Genomic DNA, 22,374 nt, shown 5'->3' on the forward strand with positions numbered 1-22,374 from the left:
CTTAGTGGCCCATCAGGCGTTCAAGTGCGCCGGGCTTGTCGTGGATGGCCAGTTTATCAACAATTGTCTCGCTGGCTTCATTGAGACCGATCAACTCGACCTCGGCCCCCTCACGGCGGAATTTCAGTACGACCATGTCAAGAGCTGAAACGCTTGAGATGTCCCAGATATGAGCATGGCTGACATCAATGGTCACTTTATCAAGGGCTTCGCGGAAATCGAATGCCTTGGTGAAGTCTTCGACCGAGGCAAAGAAAATCTGCCCGCGCACTTCGTAGGTTCGCTGCGTGCCATCGGCTGAAAGCGTGCTGGTAACCCGGAAGATCTGCGCGATTTTCCATGCAAAGAATATCCCGGAAAGCAAAACACCGATCAGAACGCCAATCGCAAGGTTATGCGTGCCGACCACGGTCACAACAGTTGCCAGCATCACGATGGATGAACTGCGCGGATGTTCGCGCAGGTTCTTGATCGAGGACCAGCTGAATGTCCCGATTGATACCATGATCATGATCGCGACAAGTGCGGCCATCGGAATGATCGCCACCAGATCGCCCAGAACCACAATCAGGATCAGAAGGAAAATACCGGCAAGGAAGGTCGAAAGGCGGCACCGCCCGCCCGATTTCACATTGATTACCGACTGGCCGATCATCGCACAACCGGCCATGCCACCGATGAAACCGGTAAAGAAGTTGGCAATCCCCTGACCATAGCATTCGCGGATGCGGTTCGATGGTGTATCGGTCAGTTCGTCCACGATCTGTGCCGTCATCAGGCTTTCCAGAAGCCCGACTGCCGCCACCGCCGCCGAATAGGGCAGGATGATCAGGAAGGTATCAAGGTTCAGCGGCACATCAGGCAGGTAAATCGCCGGGAAGGCATCGGGCAATGCACCCATATCGCCGACCGTGCGTAGATCACCATCGATAAACAGGGACAGGATCGTCAGAACGATAATGCAGATCAATGGCGAGGGGACAATTTTCGTGATCCGCGGGAACAGGTAAATAATCGCAAGTCCGCCCGCGACCATCACATATGTCATGTAACTGACACCGGTCAGTTCCGGCAATTGCGCCATGAAAATCAGAATGGCGAGCGCGTTGACAAAGCCCGTCATCACCGATTTCGAGACAAACCGCATCAGGTTTCCAAGCCGAAGCGCCCCGGCCAGCATCTGGATCACCCCGGCAAGCACGGTTGCCGCCAGCAGGTAATCAAGTCCGTGATCGCGCACAAGCGATCCCATCAGCACGGCGGTTGCCGCGGTGGCAGCCGAAATCATGCCCGGCCGTCCACCAAAGATCGCGGTAATCACTGCAATCGAGAAGGATGCATAAAGCCCGACCTTGGGATCGACCCCGGCGATGATGGAAAACGCAATGGCTTCGGGGATCAGTGCAAGTGCCACCACAAGGCCCGAAAGCACATCACCACGGATATTGCCAAGCCATTCGGCCCGCAAACGCGGAAGGAAATCGGTATTCACAGAACTTCTCCGTATCAAACAGCCCAGTCTGTCCCCGGGGCTGGAGTGTCATCTGGCGGCATGAAAGCCGTCCCTAACGGTCAGTATTGCAATGCAGAAGGCTGTACCTATACCAATTTAAAATATGGCACAACCGCAGGGGGCGTGATCTTTGCCGGGCATTTTGTGCAAAACCCAGTCTGGAATGGAAAAACCCGCCGGAATAGCGGCGGGTTTTGTCCTGAAGTTCTGATCTCTGCGATTTAGGCAGATCAGACTATTTCCGGTTCTGGCGGTTTTCGATCAGATCATCAACCACGCCCGGATCGGCAAGGGTCGATGTATCGCCAAGCTGGTCATATTCGTTGGCGGCAATCTTGCGCAGGATACGGCGCATGATTTTGCCCGAACGGGTTTTCGGAAGACCCGGTGACCACTGGATATAATCGGGGCTGGCAATCGGGCCGATTTCCTTGCGCACCCACTGAACCAGTTCCTTGCGCAGTTCGTCGGTCTGTTCTTCACCGGCATTCAGCGTGACATAAGCATAGATGCCCTGTCCCTTGATATCGTGCGGTACGCCGACCACGGCGGCCTCCGCCACCTTGGCATGTGCGACCAGTGCACTTTCAACCTCGGCAGTGCCCATGCGATGACCCGAAACGTTGATCACGTCATCAACGCGGCCGGTGATCCAGTAATAACCATCTTCGTCCCGTCGTGCACCGTCGCCGGTGGTATAGACATTGGCGAATGTGCTGAAATAGGTCTGGATGAACCGTTCATGATCGCCATAAACCGTGCGCATCTGACCCGGCCAGCTATCCTTGATCACAAGGTTGCCATCGGTTGCGCCGGTCAGTTCCTTGCCTTCATTATCCAGAAGGGCCGGTTCAACACCAAAGAACGGCAAGGTTGCCGAACCCGGTTTAAGGTCGGTCGCCCCCGGAAGCGGCGTAATCAGGATGCCGCCGGTTTCGGTCTGCCACCAGGTATCGACAATCGGGCAATTCCGCTTGCCGACATGCTCGTGATACCATTCCCAGGCTTCGGGGTTGATCGGCTCGCCCACCGAGCCGAGGATGCGCAAGCTCGAAAGATCAGCTTTGTTCACAAAGCTTTCGCCTTCGCGCATCAGGGCACGGATCGCGGTCGGCGCGGTATAGAAGATATTGACCTTGTGCTTCTCGCACACCTGCCAGAAACGCGATGCATCCGGATAGCTTGGCACACCTTCAAACATCAGGGTCGTCGCCCCGTTTGCAAGCGGCCCGTAAACGATATAGCTGTGCCCGGTGACCCAGCCGACATCGGCCGTGCACCAGTAAATATCACCCTCGTGATAATCAAAGACATACTGATGGGTCATCGATGCGTAAACAAGGTAACCGCCCGACGTGTGCAGAACGCCCTTCGGCTTGCCGGTCGAACCCGAGGTATAGAGAACGAAAAGGGGGTCTTCGGCATTGACCTCGGTCGGCGGGCAATCAGGTGATGCTGCCTCGCAAACCTCGTGATACCAGACGTCGCGCGCATCATTCCATGCGATGTCCTTGCCGGTATGCTTGACGACAACAAGCTTTTCGACGGATTTGACACCCGGATGGGAAAGGGCTTCGTCCGCATTGCGTTTCAGAGGTACACCGCGCCCGCCACGAAGGCCTTCATCCGATGTGATGACAACCTTCGCACCGCAATCTTCAACGCGGCCCGCGAGGGCTTCGGGCGAAAACCCGCCAAACACGATGGAATGGATCGCACCGATGCGCGCGCAGGCCAGCATCGAAACCGCTGCGGCCGGGATCATCGGCAGGTAAATGACAACGCGGTCACCCTTGCCGACACCCATCGATTTCAGGGCATTGGCAAACCGGCAGACACGTTCATGCAAATCTTTGTAGGTGATATGTTCGGAAACGGACGGATCGTCGCCTTCGAAAATGATCGCGGTCTGGTCACCGCGCTTCGCCAGATGACGATCAAGGCAGTTGGCTGCAACATTCAGCGTGCCGTCTTCATACCACTTGATATAAAGGTCTTTGGCATCAAAGCTGACATTCTTGACCTTGGTAAACGGCTTGATCCAGTCGATGCGCTTGCCGTGTTCGCCCCAGAAGCCTTCGGGATCTTCGACCGACTGCTTGTACATGGCGTCGTATTTTGCCTTGTCGATCAGCGCGCCCTTCGCGATGTCGTCGGAGACGGGATAAACGTTCGCAGACATATGTGGCCTCTTGTTCGTTTCCTGTTGTCTGTACGCTCGTACCGGTCACCTGCCCGCTGAAAGGTCTTTGGGCCGGTACGATATTCTTGTGCGTGCCAGATGCCGATTTTTGCAGTTGCAATAACAGTTATTACAACCGGTGCAGGATAACCGAACGGGCGATGCAAGATCAGCCGGACGGCATGGCGTAAATCGGTTCCTGTCGCTTGCGCCCTATGCTAGTGCGCTGATGGATTTCAGGGAATACAACTTAAGACGGGGGGCAAAATGCACAGCAATTACCGCGATACAATCCTGATTTCCCTGTCTTGCGAGCGGTTTGATTATGGGATCACAGCCAAACCGTTCCGGTCGTCCTGTCTGGATGCCGAAAAAAGTGCACACCCTGAAATAGGTGATTGAAACATAGTGATATTATTGTGATCCCGCCAGTCACGATCTGGCGATTTGCCACGTTTCACACCGATACATCAATGCGGTTGCGTTCTGGATTTAATGGAACAAAACAGATACAAAGAAATCAGGTTATAACCAAACGGTGGGAATATGGATCCGATCTCTCTTGCAGCGGGCGCAATTGCGGCATTTGTCGTCGCACTGGTTTTCAGTGTGCTGATGGTCAAACGCACCAAAGAAGCCGCGATGGCCGAGGCAGAGTCGCGAACCGCCCTTCTGGCGGCGCAACTTGATCAGGCTGATGAAGCCCGTCGCGAACTGGTATCTGAACTGGCGACCACGCGTAACCGGCTTTCCGAAGAAGCCGAAAAACGCGCCATTGCCGAAACCAGACTGGAAAAAGAACGCGAAGCCACCACCGAAAAGCTCGCAATGCTTGATGATGCGCGGACCAAACTGCTTGATAGCTTCAAGGCATTGTCGTCTGACGCGCTTAAAGTCAACAATGACGAGTTCATGAAGCTGGCACGCGAAAATTTCTCGCGGATGCAGGAAGGGGCCAAAGGCGATCTGGAAAAACGCCAGCAGGCAATTGACGGGCTCGTCAAACCGATCCAGGAACGATTGCAGGCTTTCGATACCAAGGTCAACGAACTGGAAAATTCGCGCAAGGAAGCTTACGGCGAATTGCGCAATCAGGTCGGTCAACTGGTCGAATCGCAAACCCGTCTGTCCAAGGAAACCCAGACGCTTAGCTCCGCCCTGCGGTCAAGCTCGTCGGTATCTGGAAAATGGGGTGAACTGCAATTGCGCCGGATCGTTGAACTGGCCGGGATGCTCAAACATTGCGATTTCGAAGAGCAGGTGCATTTCAATACCGACGAAGGTGCGCAGAAGCCGGACATGGTCATTCATCTGCCGGGCGGCAAAAACATTGTTGTCGACGCCAAGGCCCCGACATCGGCCTATCTTGAGGCGATCGAGGAAAAGCACGACGATATCCGCCGCGAGGCCCTGATGGGCACCTATGTCACCAATGTGCGCAAGGTGATTTCGGACCTTTCGAAGAAATCCTATTGGAAATCAGTCGATTCTCCGGAATTTGTTGTTCTGTTCCTGCCCGGTGAAAGCTTCTTCTCGGCAGCACTTGAACGCGATCCACGCCTGATCGAAGACAGCTTCCGCGATGGCGTCATTCTGGCAACGCCGACGACCCTGCTCGGGCTTCTGAAGGCCGTGGCTTATGGCTGGCGTCAGGAAGCTCTTGCCGAAAATGCCCGTGATATCAGCGAAATCGGTCAGCAGCTTTTTGATCGTCTGGGGACCCTTGCCAAAAACTTTGCCTCTATGGGCAAGTCGCTTGAAAGCACGGTCAAAAACTACAACAAGACTCTTGGCACGCTTGAAGGCACGGTACTGGTGTCCGCCCGCAAGCTTAAGGAAAAGCATATCGTTGCCGATGATCGCGCCATCGAAGAACCGCTTCATGCCGAAACCCATGTCCGTGAAATCACCAAAACCGAATTGCTTGGGGCTCCTTCCGATTTATTGACGGGCGAAACCGGTGATGATGACGACGAAACGGCCCATACCGGTACCGATCATGGGTGAGTTGCGCGTTAATACAGGGCTGTTTGCTTGACTAACGTGCGACGAAACCTTATCTCGAAGCGCTGATTTCGCTATAATGCGATGAACGCATAGATTTCCAAACCCGGACAGAAGACACATGGCCCTGCGCGACATTCTCATTGTTCCCGATCCCCGCCTCAAGCAGGAATGCGAAGAGGTGGCCGAGGTGAATGACGAAATCCGTGAATTGCTCGATGACATGCTTGAAACCATGTATGCGGCACCGGGTATCGGACTTGCCGCGCCCCAGATCGGCGTGATGAAGCGCGTGGTTGTCATGGACGTTTCCGATGACAAGGAAAAGCCCCAGCCGCTGAAACTCGTGAACCCGGAAATCATCTGGGAGTCCGAGGATACATCGGTTTATCAGGAAGGCTGCCTGTCGATCCCGGAACAATATGCCGATGTCGAACGCCCTGCCGAAGTTGGCCTGCGCTATCTGGATGAAAACGGTAAGGAACACGAAATCGAGGCCGACGGCCTTCTCGCAACCTGCATCCAGCATGAACTTGATCACCTTGATGGCATCCTGTTCACCGATTATCTGAGTGCGCTTAAGCGCAACATGATCCTGAAAAAAGTGCAGAAGCTGCAAAAGACGAAAAAATCTGCCTGATTAGAAACGCATCACAGAATTCAGGGGCCGGATTTTCCGGCCCTTTTGTTTTGGAAATCTGACAAAGCGGGTACCCGCCTTTTAAGGCTTGGCTTGTCATTTGGCCAAGATAACGCCAAATTGCCGCCAATCACCTGATTGATGACGATAGGACGTGACCAATGACCAAGCTGCGCATTGCCTTTATGGGAACCCCGGATTTCGCCCTTGTGGCGTTAAAGCAACTGGTCGCAGCCGGTCATGATGTTGTCTGCGTCTATTCCCAGCCACCCCGTCCTGCCGGTCGCGGGCAAAAGGAAACGCCGACCCCGGTTCATGCATGGGCGCAAGAACAGGGTATCGAGGTCCGCACACCTGTTTCCCTGAAATCCGATGACGAGAAAAAGGCCTTTGCCGACCTTGATCTCGATGTTGCGGTGGTCGCGGCCTATGGCCTGATTCTGCCAAAGGCTATTCTCGATGCGCCGAAATATGGCTGTCTGAACATTCATGCGTCCCTTTTGCCGCGCTGGCGCGGTGCGGCCCCGATCCAGCGGGCCATTCTGGCCGGTGATGATAAAACCGGTGTGACCATCATGCAGATGGATGTCGGGCTTGATACAGGCGATATGTTGTTGGTTGGTGATATCCCGATCTCGTCCGAAACCTATGCCAATACGCTGCATGACGATCTTGCCGAGCTGGGTGGCAAAATGATTGTCGAGGCGCTTGAAAAGCTTCCGGGTGGCGGACTGAGCCCAATCAGACAGCCCGAAGACGGCGTGACCTATGCCGCTAAGCTTGAGAAATCCGAGGCCAAGCTTGATTTCACCGATGATGCCGCGGCACTTGAACGCAAAATCCGTGCTTTCACACCATGGCCAGGTGCCTATTTCGAATTCGGCAAGGAACGTATCAAGGTGCAGGCTGCCATCGTTACCGATCAATCCGGTCCGGCAGGCACCATCCTTGACGATCATCTGACGATTGCATGCGGTAGCGGCGCCCTGCGCCCGACCCGTATTCAACGGCCGGGCAAGGCAGTTATGGATACCGATGCTGTTTTGCGCGGCTATGACAAGCTTGCCAAGGGTGTGGTTTTGTAGGATTAAGTCCATGGAAATGGTATTCGACATTCGCAAAGCCACCAATCGGGATGGTGATCAGATCGCAACCCTGATTGCGGAGGTCTTTGCTGATTATCCCGGTTGCATCTTTGATCGTGCGGGCGAGTTTCCCGAACTTGATGCCATCGCTGATGATTTTAGTACTGATCACGGCTGTATCTGGGTGGTCGAGGGGCATGGACGTGTCCTGGGATGCCTTGGCATCAAATTCGATCCGGCACAAAAACAGGCCGAATTGCACAAGGTCTATCTGGATCGCGACACCCGTGGGAAGGGCATTGCCCAGCGCATGTTGAAAACCGCCCTTGATTGGCTGGAGCAAACCCATCCCGATTGCACCGATCTTGTCCTTTGGACCGACACACGGTTCGAAGCCGGGCATCGCTTTTATGAAAAATGCGGGTTCGCCCGAACCGGCGAAACCCGCACTCTTGATGATCTTAGCGCTTCGTCTGAATATTGCTTCAAAGCCCGTCCGGGCGATATCCGCTTTCGGATTGGCTAACCTATTCTGCGCCTAGCTTTGCTGCTCGGTTACCGGGGCTGCAATGGCCTTGGTTTCGGCAACGGCTTCGGGTTTGCGGACCGAACGCGCATCGCGCAGGCCAAGCTCCCATGGCGGGATGGGGGTGAATTTTTCGGCCAGGAAGTCCACAAAGGCACGGACCTTTGGTGACAGGTGGCGTTTGTGCGGATACACCGCCGAAATCCATGCCAGATCGTGAACATATTCCGTCAGAACCGGCGTCAGGCGACCTGCCCGGATATCTTCATGCACGAGGTACTCTGCCAGTCTCGCCATGCCAAGTCCGGCGACCACCGCTTCGTGCAATGCGTCGCCGTCATTGGCGGAAAAACTGCCCTGTGCACGGAATGAAACATGGCCTTCGGGCGTGTCGAAATGCCAGTCGTTAAAGCTTTCGCGCGATGACAGATGCAGACAGTCGTGGTTTTCAAGTTCCTGCGGCTTGCGAGGGATACCGTTCTTTTCCAGATATTCCGGCGATGCGACGATCATGCGGCGGTTGACCGCATATTTGCGTGCGATCAGGGATGAATCTTCAAGGGCGGACAGGCGAATCGCCAGATCGTAACCATCATTGACCAGATCGGTGAATTTATCATCCAGCGTCAATTCAATCCTTACATCGGGATAACGCGCCAGAAATTCCGGAATCAGCGGCACGACCTGATACTTGGTGAAGGCCACCGATGCGTTGATACGTAACGTTCCGCGCGGGGCCGCATAAAGCTGGGTCACGACTTCTTCGGCTTCTTCGATCTCGTTTAGGATCGTGCGTGCGCGCTCGTAAAAGGCACGGCCTTCTTCGGTCAGGCTAAGCTGGCGGGTGGTGCGCATCAAAAGACGCGCGCCAAGTCTGTCTTCAAGGCGCGAAATGTATTTTGAAACCGCCGAAGGTGACAGACGCATGGTCCGTGCAGCAGCTGAAAAGCTGCCTTCTTCAACGGCATGGACAAAGATTTCCATTTCTGCGGCGCGATCCATCGGCATGTTTCCTATTTATGACGCATATTCACAAGTAATGTGCATATTGAGGTAATTCTCTTCTGCCGTAAAGGAAATTAGATTGGGTTCATCAAACGCGACACGTTGTCGCAATGAACCAAATTCTCAAAGGAGGTCTGCCATGACCACTTATGCTGACATCACCAAGCTGAACATCAAAACCAGCGAGATTGAAGCTGGCGTGCGCAAAGGCCAACAGCTTCGCGCTGAATATATCGGCAGCCTGTTCCGCAGCCTGTTCAAAGGCTCTGACAAGTCGGCCGACATCAAGCATCCTGCTGGCACCGTTGGCGGTGCTGCCTAATTGACGACCTCGCGGTCGAGCGACGTTTGATCTTCCTCCCCAAACGACGCTCCCGCGATGGACTACCGCGTTTTTTCTAGCGTCTTCCTCCCTAGACGACGCTGTTTTCCCGACTGGCCCGGGCTCTTTTGAGCTCCGGGCCATTTTTTTGTCTCATCGCCGATCTTCGGCTTTGCAATCCCGCTGCCTCATTCGCCGGTTTGGCGTGCGACGCCGGGCGGGATATAAAATCCGGGCCGTTCCGACATCCAGGACAGCATTGACACAACCGCCATTGCGACGATGGTGATCCAAAGCGTCGTCGCGATATCGATATTGGCGGCAAACATCCAGCCATAGATCGCAGGTCCAATCGCAGATGCCAGAACCATGACCGCGGTCAATGTGCTGCGGACTGCGCCGATTTCACTAAGTGGCACCAGTTCCGGAATGATTGCCGTGCGCAATGTTGTGGCAAAGCCGGTGGTGACGCCCAGCATCCCCATATAAACAGGGATCATGACCGGTGTTTCAGTGATCGCCAGCAACGATACCGCCCCGATGGCCGGGATCAGGTGATAGGGGAACAGCTTTCGTGCAGTATGGCTGTCAATCAGCGGACCGCTACCAAACGCCCCGATCACCGATGTAATGGCAAAAACCGTAAAACCGGCGGCAAACCAGGCAAGGTCGATATCTTTGCTGGCTGAAATCGATCCCTGATGGAAAAACAGGGCGGTCATCACCAGCGGTGGGGCGGCAAGCATCGGCATGCAGAACCAGATATAGCGTGACCGGAACAGGCGTGGATGGCTGCTTGCGGGGGATGCGTCCTGATCGGCGCTGTGATCAGTACTAGCGGCTTTGCCATCCTTTTCCGTTTTGCCCGGTGCCTCGCGGAATTTTGCATTATCACGGATCAGCAGGATCGCAATCGGCATCAGGATCACCACGATAAAAACACCAGCCCCTGCATAGGTCGCCCGCCAGCCAAATCCGGCGATAAGTGCCAGCAGGGTTACCGGCATGATTGCCTCTGCCAACGGAAAGCCGAAGCTTGCAATGGCGAGGGCACGACCCCGGCTGCGATCAAAATAGCGCGCAATGCCGGTCATGCTGACATGGCTCATTAATCCCTGCCCGGCCAGACGCAGAATGAACAGGGCCCCGATCAGCATCCAGACCGATTGAGCCGAGGCAATCACAAGGCAGCCGATGGTCAGCAACACCATGGTCGCCAGGCTATAGCGCAGCATATCAATGCGGTCGATCAATCGCCCGATGAAAGGCAGGCACAACGCACTTGCGATGGTGATCCCGGCATAGATATTGGCAAACTCGGTTTCATTTATCGAAAGGCTGGCGCCAATGAACGGAACGAAAAGGGCTACCAGAAAGGTCTGACCGAATGACGAACCGAAACTGTGAAGCGCGCCAAAGGCCAGCGGGCGGGGTGCCTGACGCAAAAGGCTAAGGAATTGCATGGGGTTCAATCAATAGTATGAGGAATTATTTTCCGCCGATCTTATCGATCGAGGGTAATTGCGTCTACTGCCCGAATGCATAGGTATTATGTGCGCGCATAAAGTGAAAAAGCCCCCGCAAGGCAAATATTCTTGCGGGGGCTTTTGGATCAAGTATGCCGTTTTAATGGAGGATCAGGCGGCTATTTTGGCCGCCGGACCATCCGAATGACGGCCTTTCCACCAGTTCAGGCCCAGTATCGCCAGAATGACGACTGTCCCTGCGATCTCTGCCCGAAGGTCCGGATAGAAGATGCCAATGGTCGCCGGAACAATCAGAATGCGTGATACCAGATCAATCTTGGCAAACATGAAGCCTTCGAGTGCTGCGGCAAAGGCAGCTAGCGACAGGATCGCGGTAAAGCCGGTCCACAGCACAAGCGGCAGCGGGCCACCAGTGATGATTTCCGGATTGAACACCATGAAGGCCGGGATCAGATAGAGGCCCTTGGCAAATTTCCAGGCCTGCATACTGGTTTCCAATGGACTGGCCCCGGCTATCGCGGCCCCGGCAAAGCCGGCCAATGCAATGGGCGGGGTCACGTTACTGTCCTGGGAATACCAGAACACCACCAGATGCGCGATCAGCAACGGAATGCCGAACTCGTTGGACAGGGCCGGACCGACCAGAACGATCAGAACGATATAGGATGCCGTCACCGGCAGGCCCATACCAAGGATCAGACTGGCGAGCAGCACCAGAACCAGTGCAAGAACGATATTGCCACCCGAAAACGCGATCATCATCGACGAGAATTTCAGGCCAAGACCGGTCAGGCCAACAACGCCAACGATAATCCCGGCAACGGCACAGGCCATGCTGACGGCAACCGCGTTCTTTGCGCCGAGTTCAAGGGCAGCGATTGTAATCCTGACGCCATTGGCAAGTGCAGCCTTCAGTCGGTCATGGCTGGCCTTTTCACCGTTCTGTGGCGCGACGTAGAAGAACCAGATCGCGTAGCGCAGGGCGGCAACCGCAAGGACCGAAATAATCGCCCAGAAACCGACGCGCATCGGAGAAATGTTCAGCACCAGAAGGTAAATCAGAACGCCAAGCGGCAGGATGAATTGCCAGCCTTCTTTAAGTACCTGCTTCCAGTCCGGCAATTCTGAGACCGGCATGCCACGCATACCGTTCTTCAGCGCGACGATATGCACAAACAGATAAACCGTGCCGAGATACAGGATCGCCGGGAAGATCGAAATCATGACGATTTCGAGATACGGCACCTGGGTATATTCGGAAATCAGGAAGGCGCCCGCCCCCATGAGTGGCGGGGTGATTTGCCCGCCGGTCGATGCGGCTGCTTCGATCCCACCGGCCTGGGCGGGGCGATAGCCAAGGCGCTTCATCAGCGGAATGGTAAAGGCGCCTGTCGTGACAACGTTGGCAATGGCCGAACCGCTGATCGAACCCATTCCGGCCGAGGCCAGAACAGCGGCCTTTGCCGGACCACCAGCCTTTCTGCCGGTCGCGGCATAGGCCATGTCGATAAAGAATTTACCAGCACCGGTCACTTCAAGGAACGCACCAAACAGCACGAACATGAAGATATAGGTTGCTGCAACCCCCATCGGCAGGCCGTAAATACCCTCCTGTCCAAGGTAAAGCTGACCGACAAGGCGGTCTACATCAGCGCCCCGGTGGCTAAGAATACCGGGCAGCCATTCGCCAAGCCATGGCAGCGAACCGCGTGGACCCGAGAGCGCATAAATGATGGCAACGATGCCAATTACGGTCATGCCAAGGCCAACAGCACGGCGGCTGGCTTCGAGGACGGTAACGGTTGCGATGATGCCGACGATCAGATCGGTACTGGTCCAGAAGCCGGCACGGTTGAAAATCTCGTCCAGATAGAAGGACAGATAGAAACCGGTAACGAACGCACCGGCCAGAAATGCCAGATCGATGACCCAACCAAGGACGCCCCGTTTACGGTTCGATCCGAACGCCGGAAACATCAGAAAAGCCAGAAACATCACAAAGGCCAGATGGATCGAGCGCTGATAAAACAGGCCAAGCGGTTCGATACCCGCGCCATACATCTGGAACAGTGAAAGCGCAACCGCGACCACGGTGATCAGCCCCAGAACAATTTTGGGCTGGGCAACTGTGTCCTGCATGGACGGAAGAGGAGCCGGTTCAGTCATCAATTAAAATCCTTAATCCCCGGTATCAAGCCGTATGGTGACACGGGTATGTTCGGCCATTTTCGATAGATTGATCTCGTCATTTTCGGTGACGATGCGATGATTTACCGCGAGGCTGCCGACCCGAAGGACATAGGCATTTCCCGGCACGGCTTCATCAATGTCTTCAATCCAATAACCACCATTTTCCGCGCTGGTCAGTTTGCCGCGTCCCGGATAATGGCCCAGTCCTGCAGCAAAATCGGGCTGATAGGCGCGGTGCAGGACCATCTTGCCGTGATCGTCGACATAGCAATCGATCACACCATCGCCGGTGACTGAATGGTTCCAGTAAAGACACCACCCCCCCTGACGCCGGATGCCGGTTTCAGCCAGAATGCGACCATCCGCCCCGATAATTTCAAGGCGATCGGTTTTGTCGGTTTCTTCTTTGGCGGCGTCACCGGCATGACCGGAGGGTGCCAAAGCAAGGAGGAAAAGGGCGGCCAGAAACGGCCGCCCCCACATGGCAGAGATCATGGACGCAGGTGATCCAGGAATGGTGCACCAGCTTCTTCGTAATAACGAATTGCTCCCGGATGCATCACGATCGGGGTCGAGCCGACCGAGAAATCAACCGTGGTGTCATTTGCAGCCGGGTGAATGGCGATCAGTTCGTCAACCTTGTCAAACAGGGTCTTGGTAATCTGATAAGCCAGTTCCTCGTCCATGTCGGCATTGACGACCAGAACGTTCGGGGTGGAGATCGTCAGAACCGGTGCCTCGACACCTTCGTAGATGCCTTTACGCAGCGAGTAAGGTGCAAAGGTCGGCTCCGCGTCGATGGCGGCAGCAACTTCTTCCTCGGTCAGAGCGACCAGTTTGATGTCACGCGTGGTTGCGAGGTTGAGGATTGAGCTGGTGGGCGGGCCGACACTCCAGAAGCCCGCATCGATATCGCCGTCGCGGATTGCATCGGCGGTTTCGTTGAAGTTCAGGCGCTGTTCTTCGATGTCGTCATAGGTGATGCCGTTGGCTTCGAGCAGAACTTTTGCCGAAACTTCGGTTCCCGAACCCGGTGCACCAACAGAAACGCGTTTGCCTTTCAGATCGGCGAGGCTGGTGATACCACTGTCAGCAAGGGTCACGAGCTGGACTGCGTTCGGATAGATCGACGCAATTGCGCGGATATTGTCGAGTTTGCGGTCTTCGAATTTGCCGGTACCGTGATAAGCGGCATAAACGGTGTCAGCCAGACCGATGGCAAGGTCGCTGTCGCCACGTGCGATCAGGCCCATGTTTTCGACCGACGCGCCGGTAACTTCGGCAACGGCGTCATAGCCATCAATATATTTACCGATCAGTTCGGCAAGACCACCACCATACGGGTAGTAAACACCACCGGTACCGCCGGTCGCGATGGAAAGCTGGGTCTGGGCGAATGCCGGGGCACCGAACATCATCAGTGCTGCCGCTGCAGAAAGCAGATTCCGCAATTTCATACTTAGTCCTCCCTAGGATCAATGTTCACTGCATTGATAACAACAGAAACGGTCAATAATCGAATATTGGCAGTTATCTTTTGGTATCTCCTCAGTTGTTGGTCGTCTTACTTCTCTAACGAATATCGTGTCGGGGATGAAAATCCTGTCCGATCAGGTTGCAAAATACGGCACGCGCAAACACCTCGTGAAACAGCTTCACAAGGCAGATGTCAGAACCCTGACAGCACACGATGCTGGTATGATGCGATTGACCCGGATTTGGGCCGATCAAATGTCATGCAATGAAAGCATGCCTTCCCGGACATTGGTTATTCTCCCTGACGAAATATTTTTATTGTTTTGCCCTTCTGATTGGCAATTGTTGTGCCAACCCAAAGATGATTTTTTATCTTTATATATCAGGCAGATACAAATATATGCCCGATATTTTCGGCGGATTGTTGCCGATGGATGGTTTTCATGTCGGCGAAATCTTGCCGATTGACCCGTTTTGCAGCCATCGTAACATTTTATGGCCGCATGATAAATTACTGCTATTCGATATCGTCGCGACGGATATTCAGCTTCTTCATTTTTTCATTCAAAGTCCGGCGCGGGATGTCGAGTTCATCCATGACCGTTTTGACATTGCCGTTATGGCGGATCAGGGCATCACGAATTATGTGCTGCTCGAAATGGCGGAGCTGATCGGCCAGCGATCCGGTTTTATCGGATGCAGCAGATGCATCCATCGCAGCATTATTGCCAAACAACCTTGCCCAGCGTTCTTCGGGCATGCCGGTCAAAAGCACATAGCGTTCCGCCAGATTTTTAAGTTCGCGCACATTGCCGGACCATTCATGCCCCAAAAGACTGCCCCACAGACTTGCATGTGGTTTTTCATAAGGGCGATCAAAATTTTCAGCCGCGCGTTCGGCAAAGATATCGAAAAGTAACGGCAGGTCATCCTTACGCTGGCGGAGCGGTACGATTTCCAGTTCGAATGTGTTGATCCGAAACAGAAGGTCTTCGCGAAAACGCTTGTCGATAACGGCGGTGGGCAAATCTTCGTTGGTGGCACAGATCAGCCGGAAATTGACCTTTACCGGGGTGTTTGACCCAAGGCGCACGACTTCGCGCTGTTCGATGACACGCAGAAGCTTGGCCTGTAACGCTAGTGGCATGCTTGAAATTTCATCAAGAAACAGGGTGCCGCTATCGGCATGCTCGATCCAGCCGATCCGGCGGCTGGCAGCACCGGTGAAGGCTCCCTTTTCATGACCGAAAAGCTCGCTTTCGGCGGTACTTTCGGGAATTGCCGCGCAGTTAACGGCAACAAATCGCCGATCATTTCGGGTGCTGAGGTCATGAATGGCACGCGCGACCAGTTCCTTGCCGGTGCCGGTTTCTCCGGAAACCAGAACCGGGACTTCGGTCGGGGCGATATTGGCGATTTCGGCCTTGAGGGCACGCATCGGAGGGCTGTTGCCGATCAGGCGGCTGTCAAGCGTGCCCTGCTGGGCGATTTGTGAACGGAGCGTGCGATTTTCGATGACAAGTCTGCGTTTTTCAATCGCGCGCTCGAGGCTTTCGAGAATATCGGTTGGTTCAAACGGCTTTTCGACGAAATCATATGCCCCGCTTTTCATCGCCTCGACGGCCATCGGGACATCGCCATGACCGGTCATCAGGATCACCGGAATGTCGCGGTCGATCTCAAGAACCGATTTGGTAAAGGCAATGCCATCAAGTTTTGGCATTTTAACATCGGTCAGGATCACCCCGGCGAAATCGGGTGTGATATGTTCAAGTGCCGAAATCGCATCGGCATGGACACTGATGGTGTATCCGGACAAATCAAGCCATTGGGACAGGGAAAGGCGCAGGGCTTCTTCGTCATCAACGATGATTACCTGTGCCGTTTGCGGATTTGCATTGGCGGTATCGATTGTCGATTGCGGCATTACTTCTGCGTCCCCCGCATCAGTGGCAATTGTATTTCAAAGCAGGCTCCGCCGCCCGCACGGTTATAGGCACGGATGCTGCCGCCAAAGTCACGAACAATCCCGTAAGTCACCGAAAGCCCGAGCCCTACCCCTTGACCCGGATCCTTGGTGGTGAAGAACGGGTCGAACAGCAAGCCAAGGGTTTCCTCGCCAATGCCCGGACCGGTATCGGATATGCGAATGGTGGCCTGATCGCGTGTTCCTGACAGGTCGATGATGATCCGTTTTTTTGCCTTTGGATCCTTTTCATCAATGCTGGCCATCGCATCAAGCGCGTTGCGGATGATATTGACAAAAACCTGTTCGATCCGCACCAGATCGGCATGGACGATCAGATCGCCAGCAAAATCGGACTGTTCAAGCACGCAGCCCTCGTTATGCAACTGCGATGACAGCAGCTGTATCACATTATCAAGGGCGGCCCGGATATTGACGGGTTCAAGCACGCCAGTCGATTTGCGCGAGAAGGTTTTAAGTTGTCCGGTGATTGATCCCATGCGCTCGGTCAGGGAGGAAATCTGTTCGATATTGGGGCCGAGATTTTCGGATTTTCCGCGTTCAAGCATCAGTTTGGCGCTGGCGCAGAAGGTTCTGATCGCGGCAATTGGCTGATTGATTTCATGGGCAATTGCGGCCGACATCTGACCCAATGCCGCCAGTTTTCCGGCCTGAACCAGCTCGTCCTGTGTGCCGCGCAACTCGGCCTCTGTCTTGCGGCGTTCGGTTATTTCCTGTTCCAGGCGGGTGTTAAGTGCCTGAATGCGGGCAAATTCCATGGATTTGCGCTGTGACGCTAGTTTCAATTCACGTTCGCGCAAGAATAGGACAATCAGGATGATCAGGCCCGACCCGATCAGGGTGATCAGCATGACACTGGTGCGCCGTTCGGAAACATAATCCATCGGGGTCAGGTAAAACAGGTTCCATTCGCTGCCACTGATCGGTTTGACCTCAAACAGGAAACGTTCATTGCCGATTTCAAGCAAACCATCCTCGCCAGATGGATTTTCATCCATATTCAGGGGTAAAAGTTCCTGTCCGGAATATTGGCGATTGCGCAGAATCCGCTCGCGCTCCTGATCGGTTAGCGGGCGAATGGTCCGATATTTCCAGTCCCCGCGACTGGTCAGCATGATGACGCCGTCAGCGTCCGAGACGAAAACGGTTTCACCACCGTCCTGCCAGTTCCGCTCTAGTTCATCGAGTTCAAGTTTGACTGCGACCACGCCGACAATTTCACCGGATTTTGCAATCGGGTGGGAAATGAACAGGCCGGATCGCCCGGTGGTAACGCCGATCCCATAGAAAAAGCCTTCCTGCCCTGCAAAGGCTTCGGTGAAATAGGGGCGGAAACTGTAATTCTGGCCAACAAAACTGTCCGGGGTGTTCCAGTTGCTTGCCGCAACCGTGTTGCCGGACCTGTCGATGACATAAAGCGCGGCAGCACCCGAGCGCTGATTGACCTTTTGCAGATACTGGTTGGCTATATCCACAGTGCCATTGCCAGTAACGACATCGACGATTTCGTGATTGCGGGCCACGACATAAGGCAGATAGCGATACCGGTCGACAGCGGCGCGAAGTGTGCTTTCATAAAGTGCAAGACGGGCCTGGGCCGTTTGCTGCAACTGGCTGATGGCAAGGTTTCCGGTCGAATTGACGGCAAGCCAGACGACCAGACCGGCAATGACAATCCCCGCAAAACTCAGCGACGCGCGGCTATAGGTACTTAACCAGTAGAACAATCCTGCCTCCCGCGCGTTAGAGTGTGGTTCGTTGATCCGGCCAGGCGTTTTGATTGCCCTGTCGGGTGACGGGACTCCGGCTTCCTGTTCGGGTGCACGATAGTTATGTGGCATCGGGACGGGGAGTCAATAAAGACGCATGGCAATACCGGTATTGAATGTCGCTTTCCCATAGGGTGGAACGGCAGAAATCAGGTAGGGTCTTTGTATCGTACATGAACAAAGCCTCAAATATGCCTCAAGTGGTTATTTTTTCGCCACAATGGGATGTATTTTGTTACGCTTGTTTCAAATTTTAATCTGTCCAACTGACGAGGTTCAGGTGAGTAAGATCGCACTTGTTGATGACGACCGTAATATCCTGACATCGGTTTCGATGGCGCTTGAAGAAGAAGGCTATGAGGTCCAGACATATTCCGACGGGTCCGAGGCGCTGCATGCGTTGACCAAGGAAGAACCCGATCTTGCCGTGCTCGATATCAAGATGCCGCGCATGGATGGTTTGGAACTTCTGACCCATCTTCGCAAAAAGACCCAGATGCCGGTCATTTTCCTGACATCCAAGGACGACGAGGTCGACGAGCTGACCGGTCTGCGTCTTGGGGCGGATGACTATATTAAAAAGCCGTTCTCGCAGCGTTTGCTGATCGAACGTATCCGTACCTTGCTGCGCCGTGCCGAAATCATGCGCGCAGGCGGTGTTCGTCCGAGCGGTTCGGAAGATGTCATTCAGCGCGGGGAACTGGTACTTGATCCGTCGCGCCACATGTGCAGCTGGAAAGGCCAGCATGTGAACCTGACGGTCACGGAATTCCTTCTGATTCAGGCGCTGGCAAAACATCCGGGCCACGTGAAAAACCGTGATCAGCTGATTGATGCGGCATATGGCGAACATATTTATGTTGATGATCGTACCATCGACAGCCACATCAAGCGTCTGCGCAAGAAATTCCGCGAGACAGACAAGGAATTCAAGGAAATCGAAACCCTCTATGGTGTCGGTTACCGTTACCGCGATACGGCAACGGTTGCGGGTTGATAGCATAACACTCTTGTCGCAGTGCCGGGCCGGTTGGCCCGGCCAGAATTGCGGGTCTGAATGAGCGATTTACCTGCCTCGGCTGAACAGCAATCCGTGCCGCAACACGAAATCCGTGTCGCACGGATAGAGGAACGTCACGGTCTTTTTTCCCCGTTAACCTGGCGCATTCTGGCCGTTAATGCGCTGGCTCTTTTTGTACTTGTTGCGGGCATTCTTTATCTAGGCCGTTACAAGCAGGAACTGATCCATTCCGAACTTGAAGCCATGGCTGTACAGGCGGAAATGTATGCCGCCGCATTGTCGACATCGGCTGTCGGACAGGGGGATGACGCCACCAACCGTGTGAAGCTTGAAGTCGCGCGTGAAATGGTGCGCCGGCTGGTCGGGATTACCGGTGCCAGGGCGCGACTGTTCGGGGCGAATGGCCAGCTGATTGCGGATAGCCGGAATGTCCGGACATTTGGCACCGGCGCGGTTCAGGCAGAAGAACTTCCAGCGCCGGGTGAAGATGACAAGCTTGCGGAAATCATGCGCAAGCTGACCGAAGGCGTGCTTTCGATTTTCGAAGGCGAACAGCCGCTTCCGCTTTACGTTGATCCACCGGTTGCCAGTGCCAGTGATTATCCCGAAGTGCGCGCTGCCCTTGCCGGTTATTCGCGCGGGGTGGTCCGGGTCGATAGCCAGGGCCGTCGTGTACTTTCGGTTTCTGTACCCGTGCAGCGCTTCAAACAGGTTCTGGCATCAATCATGCTGACGAAGAATGGCGATGCAATCGAAAACGCCCTGCATGCGGTGCGGCTTGATATCCTGAAAATCTTTGTCTTTGCATTTGGTATCACGGTTCTGTTGTCGATCTATCTGGCCGGGGTGATTACCCGGCCGTTGAATCGGTTGGCACGTGCGGCCGAACGCGTCCGGCGAAGCAAGAACCGTCAGTTTACCATTCCCGATCTTTCGGATCGTCGCGATGAAATCGGCGATCTTTCGACGACGCTTCGCGATATGACCGAAACGCTTTGGGATCGTATGGATGCAATTGAACGCTTTGCCGCCGATGTTGCCCATGAAATCAAGAACCCGCTGACGTCGCTTCGCAGTGCGGTTGAAACCGCGACCCGCCTGAAAGACCCGGAACGCCAGCGCCGTCTGATGGAAATCATTGCCGAAGACGTGCAGCGCCTTGATCGACTGATCAGTGATATTTCCGATTATTCGCGTATGGATGCCGAATTGTCGCGCGCCGAGACCGAGGAGGTTGATCTGCGCGTGCTGTTGCAAACCCTGTGTGAGCTTTATAACGCTGACGCAGACGGTCCGCCGGTTAAGGCATCCGTTCCCGAAAACCTGATTGTGCCGGCCCTTGAAAGTCGGCTGGTGCAGGTGTTCCGCAATCTGATTTCAAACGCGATCACCTTTACCCCCGAAGGCGGGTCGGTGCGGGTGCGCGCATGGCGTGACAAGGATCAGGCTGTGGTCACGGTCGAGGATGACGGACCCGGCATTCCGCCCGGCAAGGAAGAAGCAATTTTCAATCGGTTCTATACCGAGCGTCCCTCGGGCGAGAAATTCGGTCAGCATTCCGGTCTGGGACTTTCAATTTCCAAACGGATTGCCGCAGCGCATAACGGTGACCTGACGGCGACAAACCGAATCCTCAACGGCGAGGTCAAAGGGGCGATCTTTACCCTGCGCCTGCCGCTTGAAGAAGGTGCATGAGTTCCCCGATTGGCAGTAATTTCTATCCGTGAGGATAGATATGCATGTTTCCGATTTGACAAGGCTGGATGACCCGCGCATCGTTTTGCCCGATATGACACAAATCCATGCAAATTGTGTCGCGCTTGGCCCTCATGCGATCCTTTTGCGCGGGCCATCTGGCAGCGGCAAATCCAACCTTGCTCTGCGGCTTGTCCGGGCTGGCGGGCGGCTTGTTTCCGATGACAGAACCGATCTTGTGGCGCATGAGGGCAAACTGATTGCCAGCGCGCCGATACAGATTGCACGATTGTGCGAAGTGCGCGGGATTGGTATCGTCCGCGGGCTTGCCCATCAGGCGGCAGGCGATGTGCGGGTTCTGTTTGATCTGGTGGCCGACCCGGCCGGGGTCGAACGGATGCCTGAACCCCGATCAGAAACGTTTTGTGGTATTTCGATTCCGTCCTGGAAAATCTGGCCATTCGATATGGCCGTCGAGGCCAAGATTGAAGTAGCCTTGGCTTTGGCAACAGGTGAGATGCAGCTCGAAACATGACCGATGCAGAAGCAATAGGCCCGAAACAAGAGGGTAATGGCACCGGCGACACTGCCGGGGATACGCGACTTGTGCTGGTGACCGGAGTTTCCGGTGCCGGTCGGACGACGTCGCTGAAAATCTTTGAGGATTTCGGCTTTGACGCGGTGGATAACCTGCCGCTGCGGTTGTTGCCCGCATTATTGAGCGGGGGGACGGACCTTGATCAGCCGTTGGCGATTGGCCTTGATATCCGGACACGCGATTTTGGTGTCGATCAGTTTGTCGACATTGTCAGCGATTTGCGCAAGCAGCCCGGTGTCAATCCGATGGTGGTTTTTGTCGACGCGGAAACCGGCATTTTGCAGCGCCGCTTTACGGAAAGCAGACGTCCTCATCCCTTGACCCATGACCGGCCACTTGTCGATGCGATTGAACATGAAAAACGCCTGATGGCGCCGATTGCCGCGACGGCGGACATGATTATCGATACCTCACGGCTTAAATCGGCCGAGCTTCGCAAGATCCTTCAGGACCAGTTTGCCATTGGCGAAAAGGATGCGATGGCGGTCTTTGTCAAAAGCTTTTCGTTCCGTCAGGGCGTGCCCGGTGAAGCCGATCTTGTTTTTGACGTTCGTTTTCTGCGCAACCCGCATTATGATCCCGAACTTCGTTTGCTGACCGGGCTTGATGACCGGGTTGGCGCCTATATCGAGAAGGATCAGGATTTCACCGGTTTCATGGATCGGTTAAAAGGCCTGATCGGCCCGGTTCTGCCGCGTTATGCGCAGGAAGGGAAAAGCTATCTGACTATCGCGATCGGCTGTACGGGCGGCCAGCATCGTTCCGTTTATATCGCACGCATGCTAAACGACTGGATTGCCGGTCTGGGATATGATGTTCATCTCAGCCATCGCGACAAGCCAGATGAACCAAAACCGGGGGAGTGAATTGATGG

At 54.7% G+C, this 22,374-nt stretch carries 19 protein-coding genes; 10 read left to right on the forward strand and 9 right to left on the reverse strand.

The genetic code is table 11. From position 1 onward, the window contains the following. Position 1 precedes the first annotated feature (1 nt). A complete protein-coding gene (locus R1T41_RS08755) occupies positions 2-1,492 on the reverse strand; it encodes a SulP family inorganic anion transporter (protein WP_062949696.1) in 1,491 nt (496 codons plus the stop codon). Positions 1,493-1,748: 256 nt separating this feature from the next. Beyond that, the gene (acs, locus tag R1T41_RS08760; RefSeq protein ID WP_317341287.1) at positions 1,749-3,695 is read right to left on the reverse strand and encodes an acetate--CoA ligase; all 1,947 of its coding nucleotides are present in this window, start codon (positions 3,693-3,695) and stop codon (positions 1,749-1,751) included. A gap of 546 nt (positions 3,696-4,241) precedes the next feature. Here acs and rmuC point away from each other — a divergent pair. The 4 genes from rmuC to R1T41_RS08780 all read left to right on the forward strand — a co-directional run bounded on the left by rmuC (position 4,242) and on the right by R1T41_RS08780 (position 7,950). After that, positions 4,242-5,702: a DNA recombination protein RmuC gene (gene rmuC, locus R1T41_RS08765; protein ID WP_317341288.1), complete on the forward strand. Its 1,461-nt coding sequence runs from the start codon at positions 4,242-4,244 to the stop codon at positions 5,700-5,702. 118 nt (positions 5,703-5,820) lie between these two features. Next, entirely contained in the window at positions 5,821-6,339 is a 519-nt protein-coding gene (def, locus tag R1T41_RS08770) for a peptide deformylase (RefSeq protein ID WP_037989353.1), read from the forward strand. A 161-nt stretch (positions 6,340-6,500) separates the two neighbouring features. Further along, positions 6,501-7,424 carry a methionyl-tRNA formyltransferase gene (gene fmt, locus R1T41_RS08775; protein ID WP_317341289.1) on the forward strand — a complete coding sequence of 308 codons (924 nt, stop codon included), beginning with the start codon at positions 6,501-6,503 and terminating at the stop codon, positions 7,422-7,424. Between the two features lie 10 nt (positions 7,425-7,434). Then, positions 7,435-7,950 carry a GNAT family N-acetyltransferase gene (locus R1T41_RS08780; RefSeq protein WP_317341290.1) on the forward strand — a complete coding sequence of 172 codons (516 nt, stop codon included), beginning with the start codon at positions 7,435-7,437 and terminating at the stop codon, positions 7,948-7,950. Positions 7,951-7,962: 12 nt separating this feature from the next. On the opposite strand, the gene R1T41_RS08785 is transcribed toward R1T41_RS08780, so the two are convergent. Beyond that, entirely contained in the window at positions 7,963-8,952 is a 990-nt protein-coding gene (locus tag R1T41_RS08785; protein ID WP_114109128.1) for a LysR family transcriptional regulator, read from the reverse strand. Between the two features lie 142 nt (positions 8,953-9,094). Here R1T41_RS08785 and R1T41_RS08790 point away from each other — a divergent pair, with 142 nt between their 5' ends. After that, positions 9,095-9,277, forward strand: coding sequence for a hypothetical protein (locus R1T41_RS08790; protein ID WP_007088277.1), 183 nt, complete (start codon positions 9,095-9,097; stop codon positions 9,275-9,277). 188 nt (positions 9,278-9,465) lie between these two features. Here R1T41_RS08790 and R1T41_RS08795 read toward each other — a convergent pair whose 3' ends face one another. The 4 genes from R1T41_RS08795 to R1T41_RS08810 all read right to left on the reverse strand — a co-directional run bounded on the left by R1T41_RS08795 (position 9,466) and on the right by R1T41_RS08810 (position 14,411). Continuing rightward, positions 9,466-10,740: an MFS transporter gene (locus R1T41_RS08795; RefSeq protein ID WP_317341291.1), complete on the reverse strand. Its 1,275-nt coding sequence runs from the start codon at positions 10,738-10,740 to the stop codon at positions 9,466-9,468. A 174-nt stretch (positions 10,741-10,914) separates the two neighbouring features. Next, on the reverse strand, positions 10,915-12,930 hold the full coding sequence (locus R1T41_RS08800) for a TRAP transporter permease (protein WP_062960183.1): 2,016 nt from the start codon (positions 12,928-12,930) through the stop codon (positions 10,915-10,917). A gap of 12 nt (positions 12,931-12,942) precedes the next feature. After that, positions 12,943-13,449: a DUF1850 domain-containing protein gene (locus tag R1T41_RS08805; RefSeq protein WP_317341292.1), complete on the reverse strand. Its 507-nt coding sequence runs from the start codon at positions 13,447-13,449 to the stop codon at positions 12,943-12,945. Beyond that, positions 13,446-14,411 carry a TAXI family TRAP transporter solute-binding subunit gene (locus tag R1T41_RS08810; RefSeq protein WP_062949678.1) on the reverse strand — a complete coding sequence of 322 codons (966 nt, stop codon included), beginning with the start codon at positions 14,409-14,411 and terminating at the stop codon, positions 13,446-13,448. Before R1T41_RS08810 ends, R1T41_RS08805 begins: the two co-directional genes overlap by 4 nt. A gap of 136 nt (positions 14,412-14,547) precedes the next feature. Here R1T41_RS08810 and R1T41_RS08815 point away from each other — a divergent pair, with 136 nt between their 5' ends. Next, positions 14,548-14,898 (forward strand): hypothetical protein, encoded by a 351-nt coding sequence (locus R1T41_RS08815; protein WP_317341293.1) that lies wholly within the window; start codon positions 14,548-14,550, stop codon positions 14,896-14,898. A 49-nt stretch (positions 14,899-14,947) separates the two neighbouring features. Here the strand turns inward: R1T41_RS08815 and R1T41_RS08820 are convergent, their stop codons facing one another. Both R1T41_RS08820 and R1T41_RS08825 read right to left on the reverse strand, forming a co-directional pair. Continuing rightward, positions 14,948-16,357, reverse strand: a complete 1,410-nt coding sequence (locus R1T41_RS08820) for a sigma-54 dependent transcriptional regulator (protein WP_317341294.1) — start codon at positions 16,355-16,357, stop codon at positions 14,948-14,950. After that, positions 16,357-18,144, reverse strand: a complete 1,788-nt coding sequence (locus R1T41_RS08825) for a cache domain-containing protein (protein WP_317341295.1) — start codon at positions 18,142-18,144, stop codon at positions 16,357-16,359. Before R1T41_RS08825 ends, R1T41_RS08820 begins: the two co-directional genes overlap by 1 nt. A gap of 322 nt (positions 18,145-18,466) precedes the next feature. Here R1T41_RS08825 and R1T41_RS08830 point away from each other — a divergent pair, with 322 nt between their 5' ends. From R1T41_RS08830 to rapZ, 4 genes are read left to right on the forward strand one after another with little or no spacing between them, the layout of a single operon-like run. Continuing rightward, positions 18,467-19,183, forward strand: a complete 717-nt coding sequence (locus tag R1T41_RS08830) for a response regulator transcription factor (RefSeq protein ID WP_082824671.1) — start codon at positions 18,467-18,469, stop codon at positions 19,181-19,183. 60 nt (positions 19,184-19,243) lie between these two features. Then, positions 19,244-20,902, forward strand: a complete 1,659-nt coding sequence (locus tag R1T41_RS08835) for a stimulus-sensing domain-containing protein (RefSeq protein WP_062949672.1) — start codon at positions 19,244-19,246, stop codon at positions 20,900-20,902. A 40-nt stretch (positions 20,903-20,942) separates the two neighbouring features. Further along, complete coding sequence (locus R1T41_RS08840; RefSeq protein ID WP_062949670.1) at positions 20,943-21,437, forward strand: HPr kinase/phosphorylase; 495 nt, start codon at positions 20,943-20,945, stop codon at positions 21,435-21,437. Then, entirely contained in the window at positions 21,434-22,366 is a 933-nt protein-coding gene (rapZ, locus tag R1T41_RS08845) for an RNase adapter RapZ (RefSeq protein WP_317341296.1), read from the forward strand. Before R1T41_RS08840 ends, rapZ begins: the two co-directional genes overlap by 4 nt. Positions 22,367-22,374: the final 8 nt, after the last annotated feature.

Origin of the sequence: Thalassospira lucentensis, assembly GCF_032921865.1 — a bacterium.
Classification (GTDB): Bacteria; Pseudomonadota; Alphaproteobacteria; order Rhodospirillales; family Thalassospiraceae; genus Thalassospira; species Thalassospira lucentensis_A.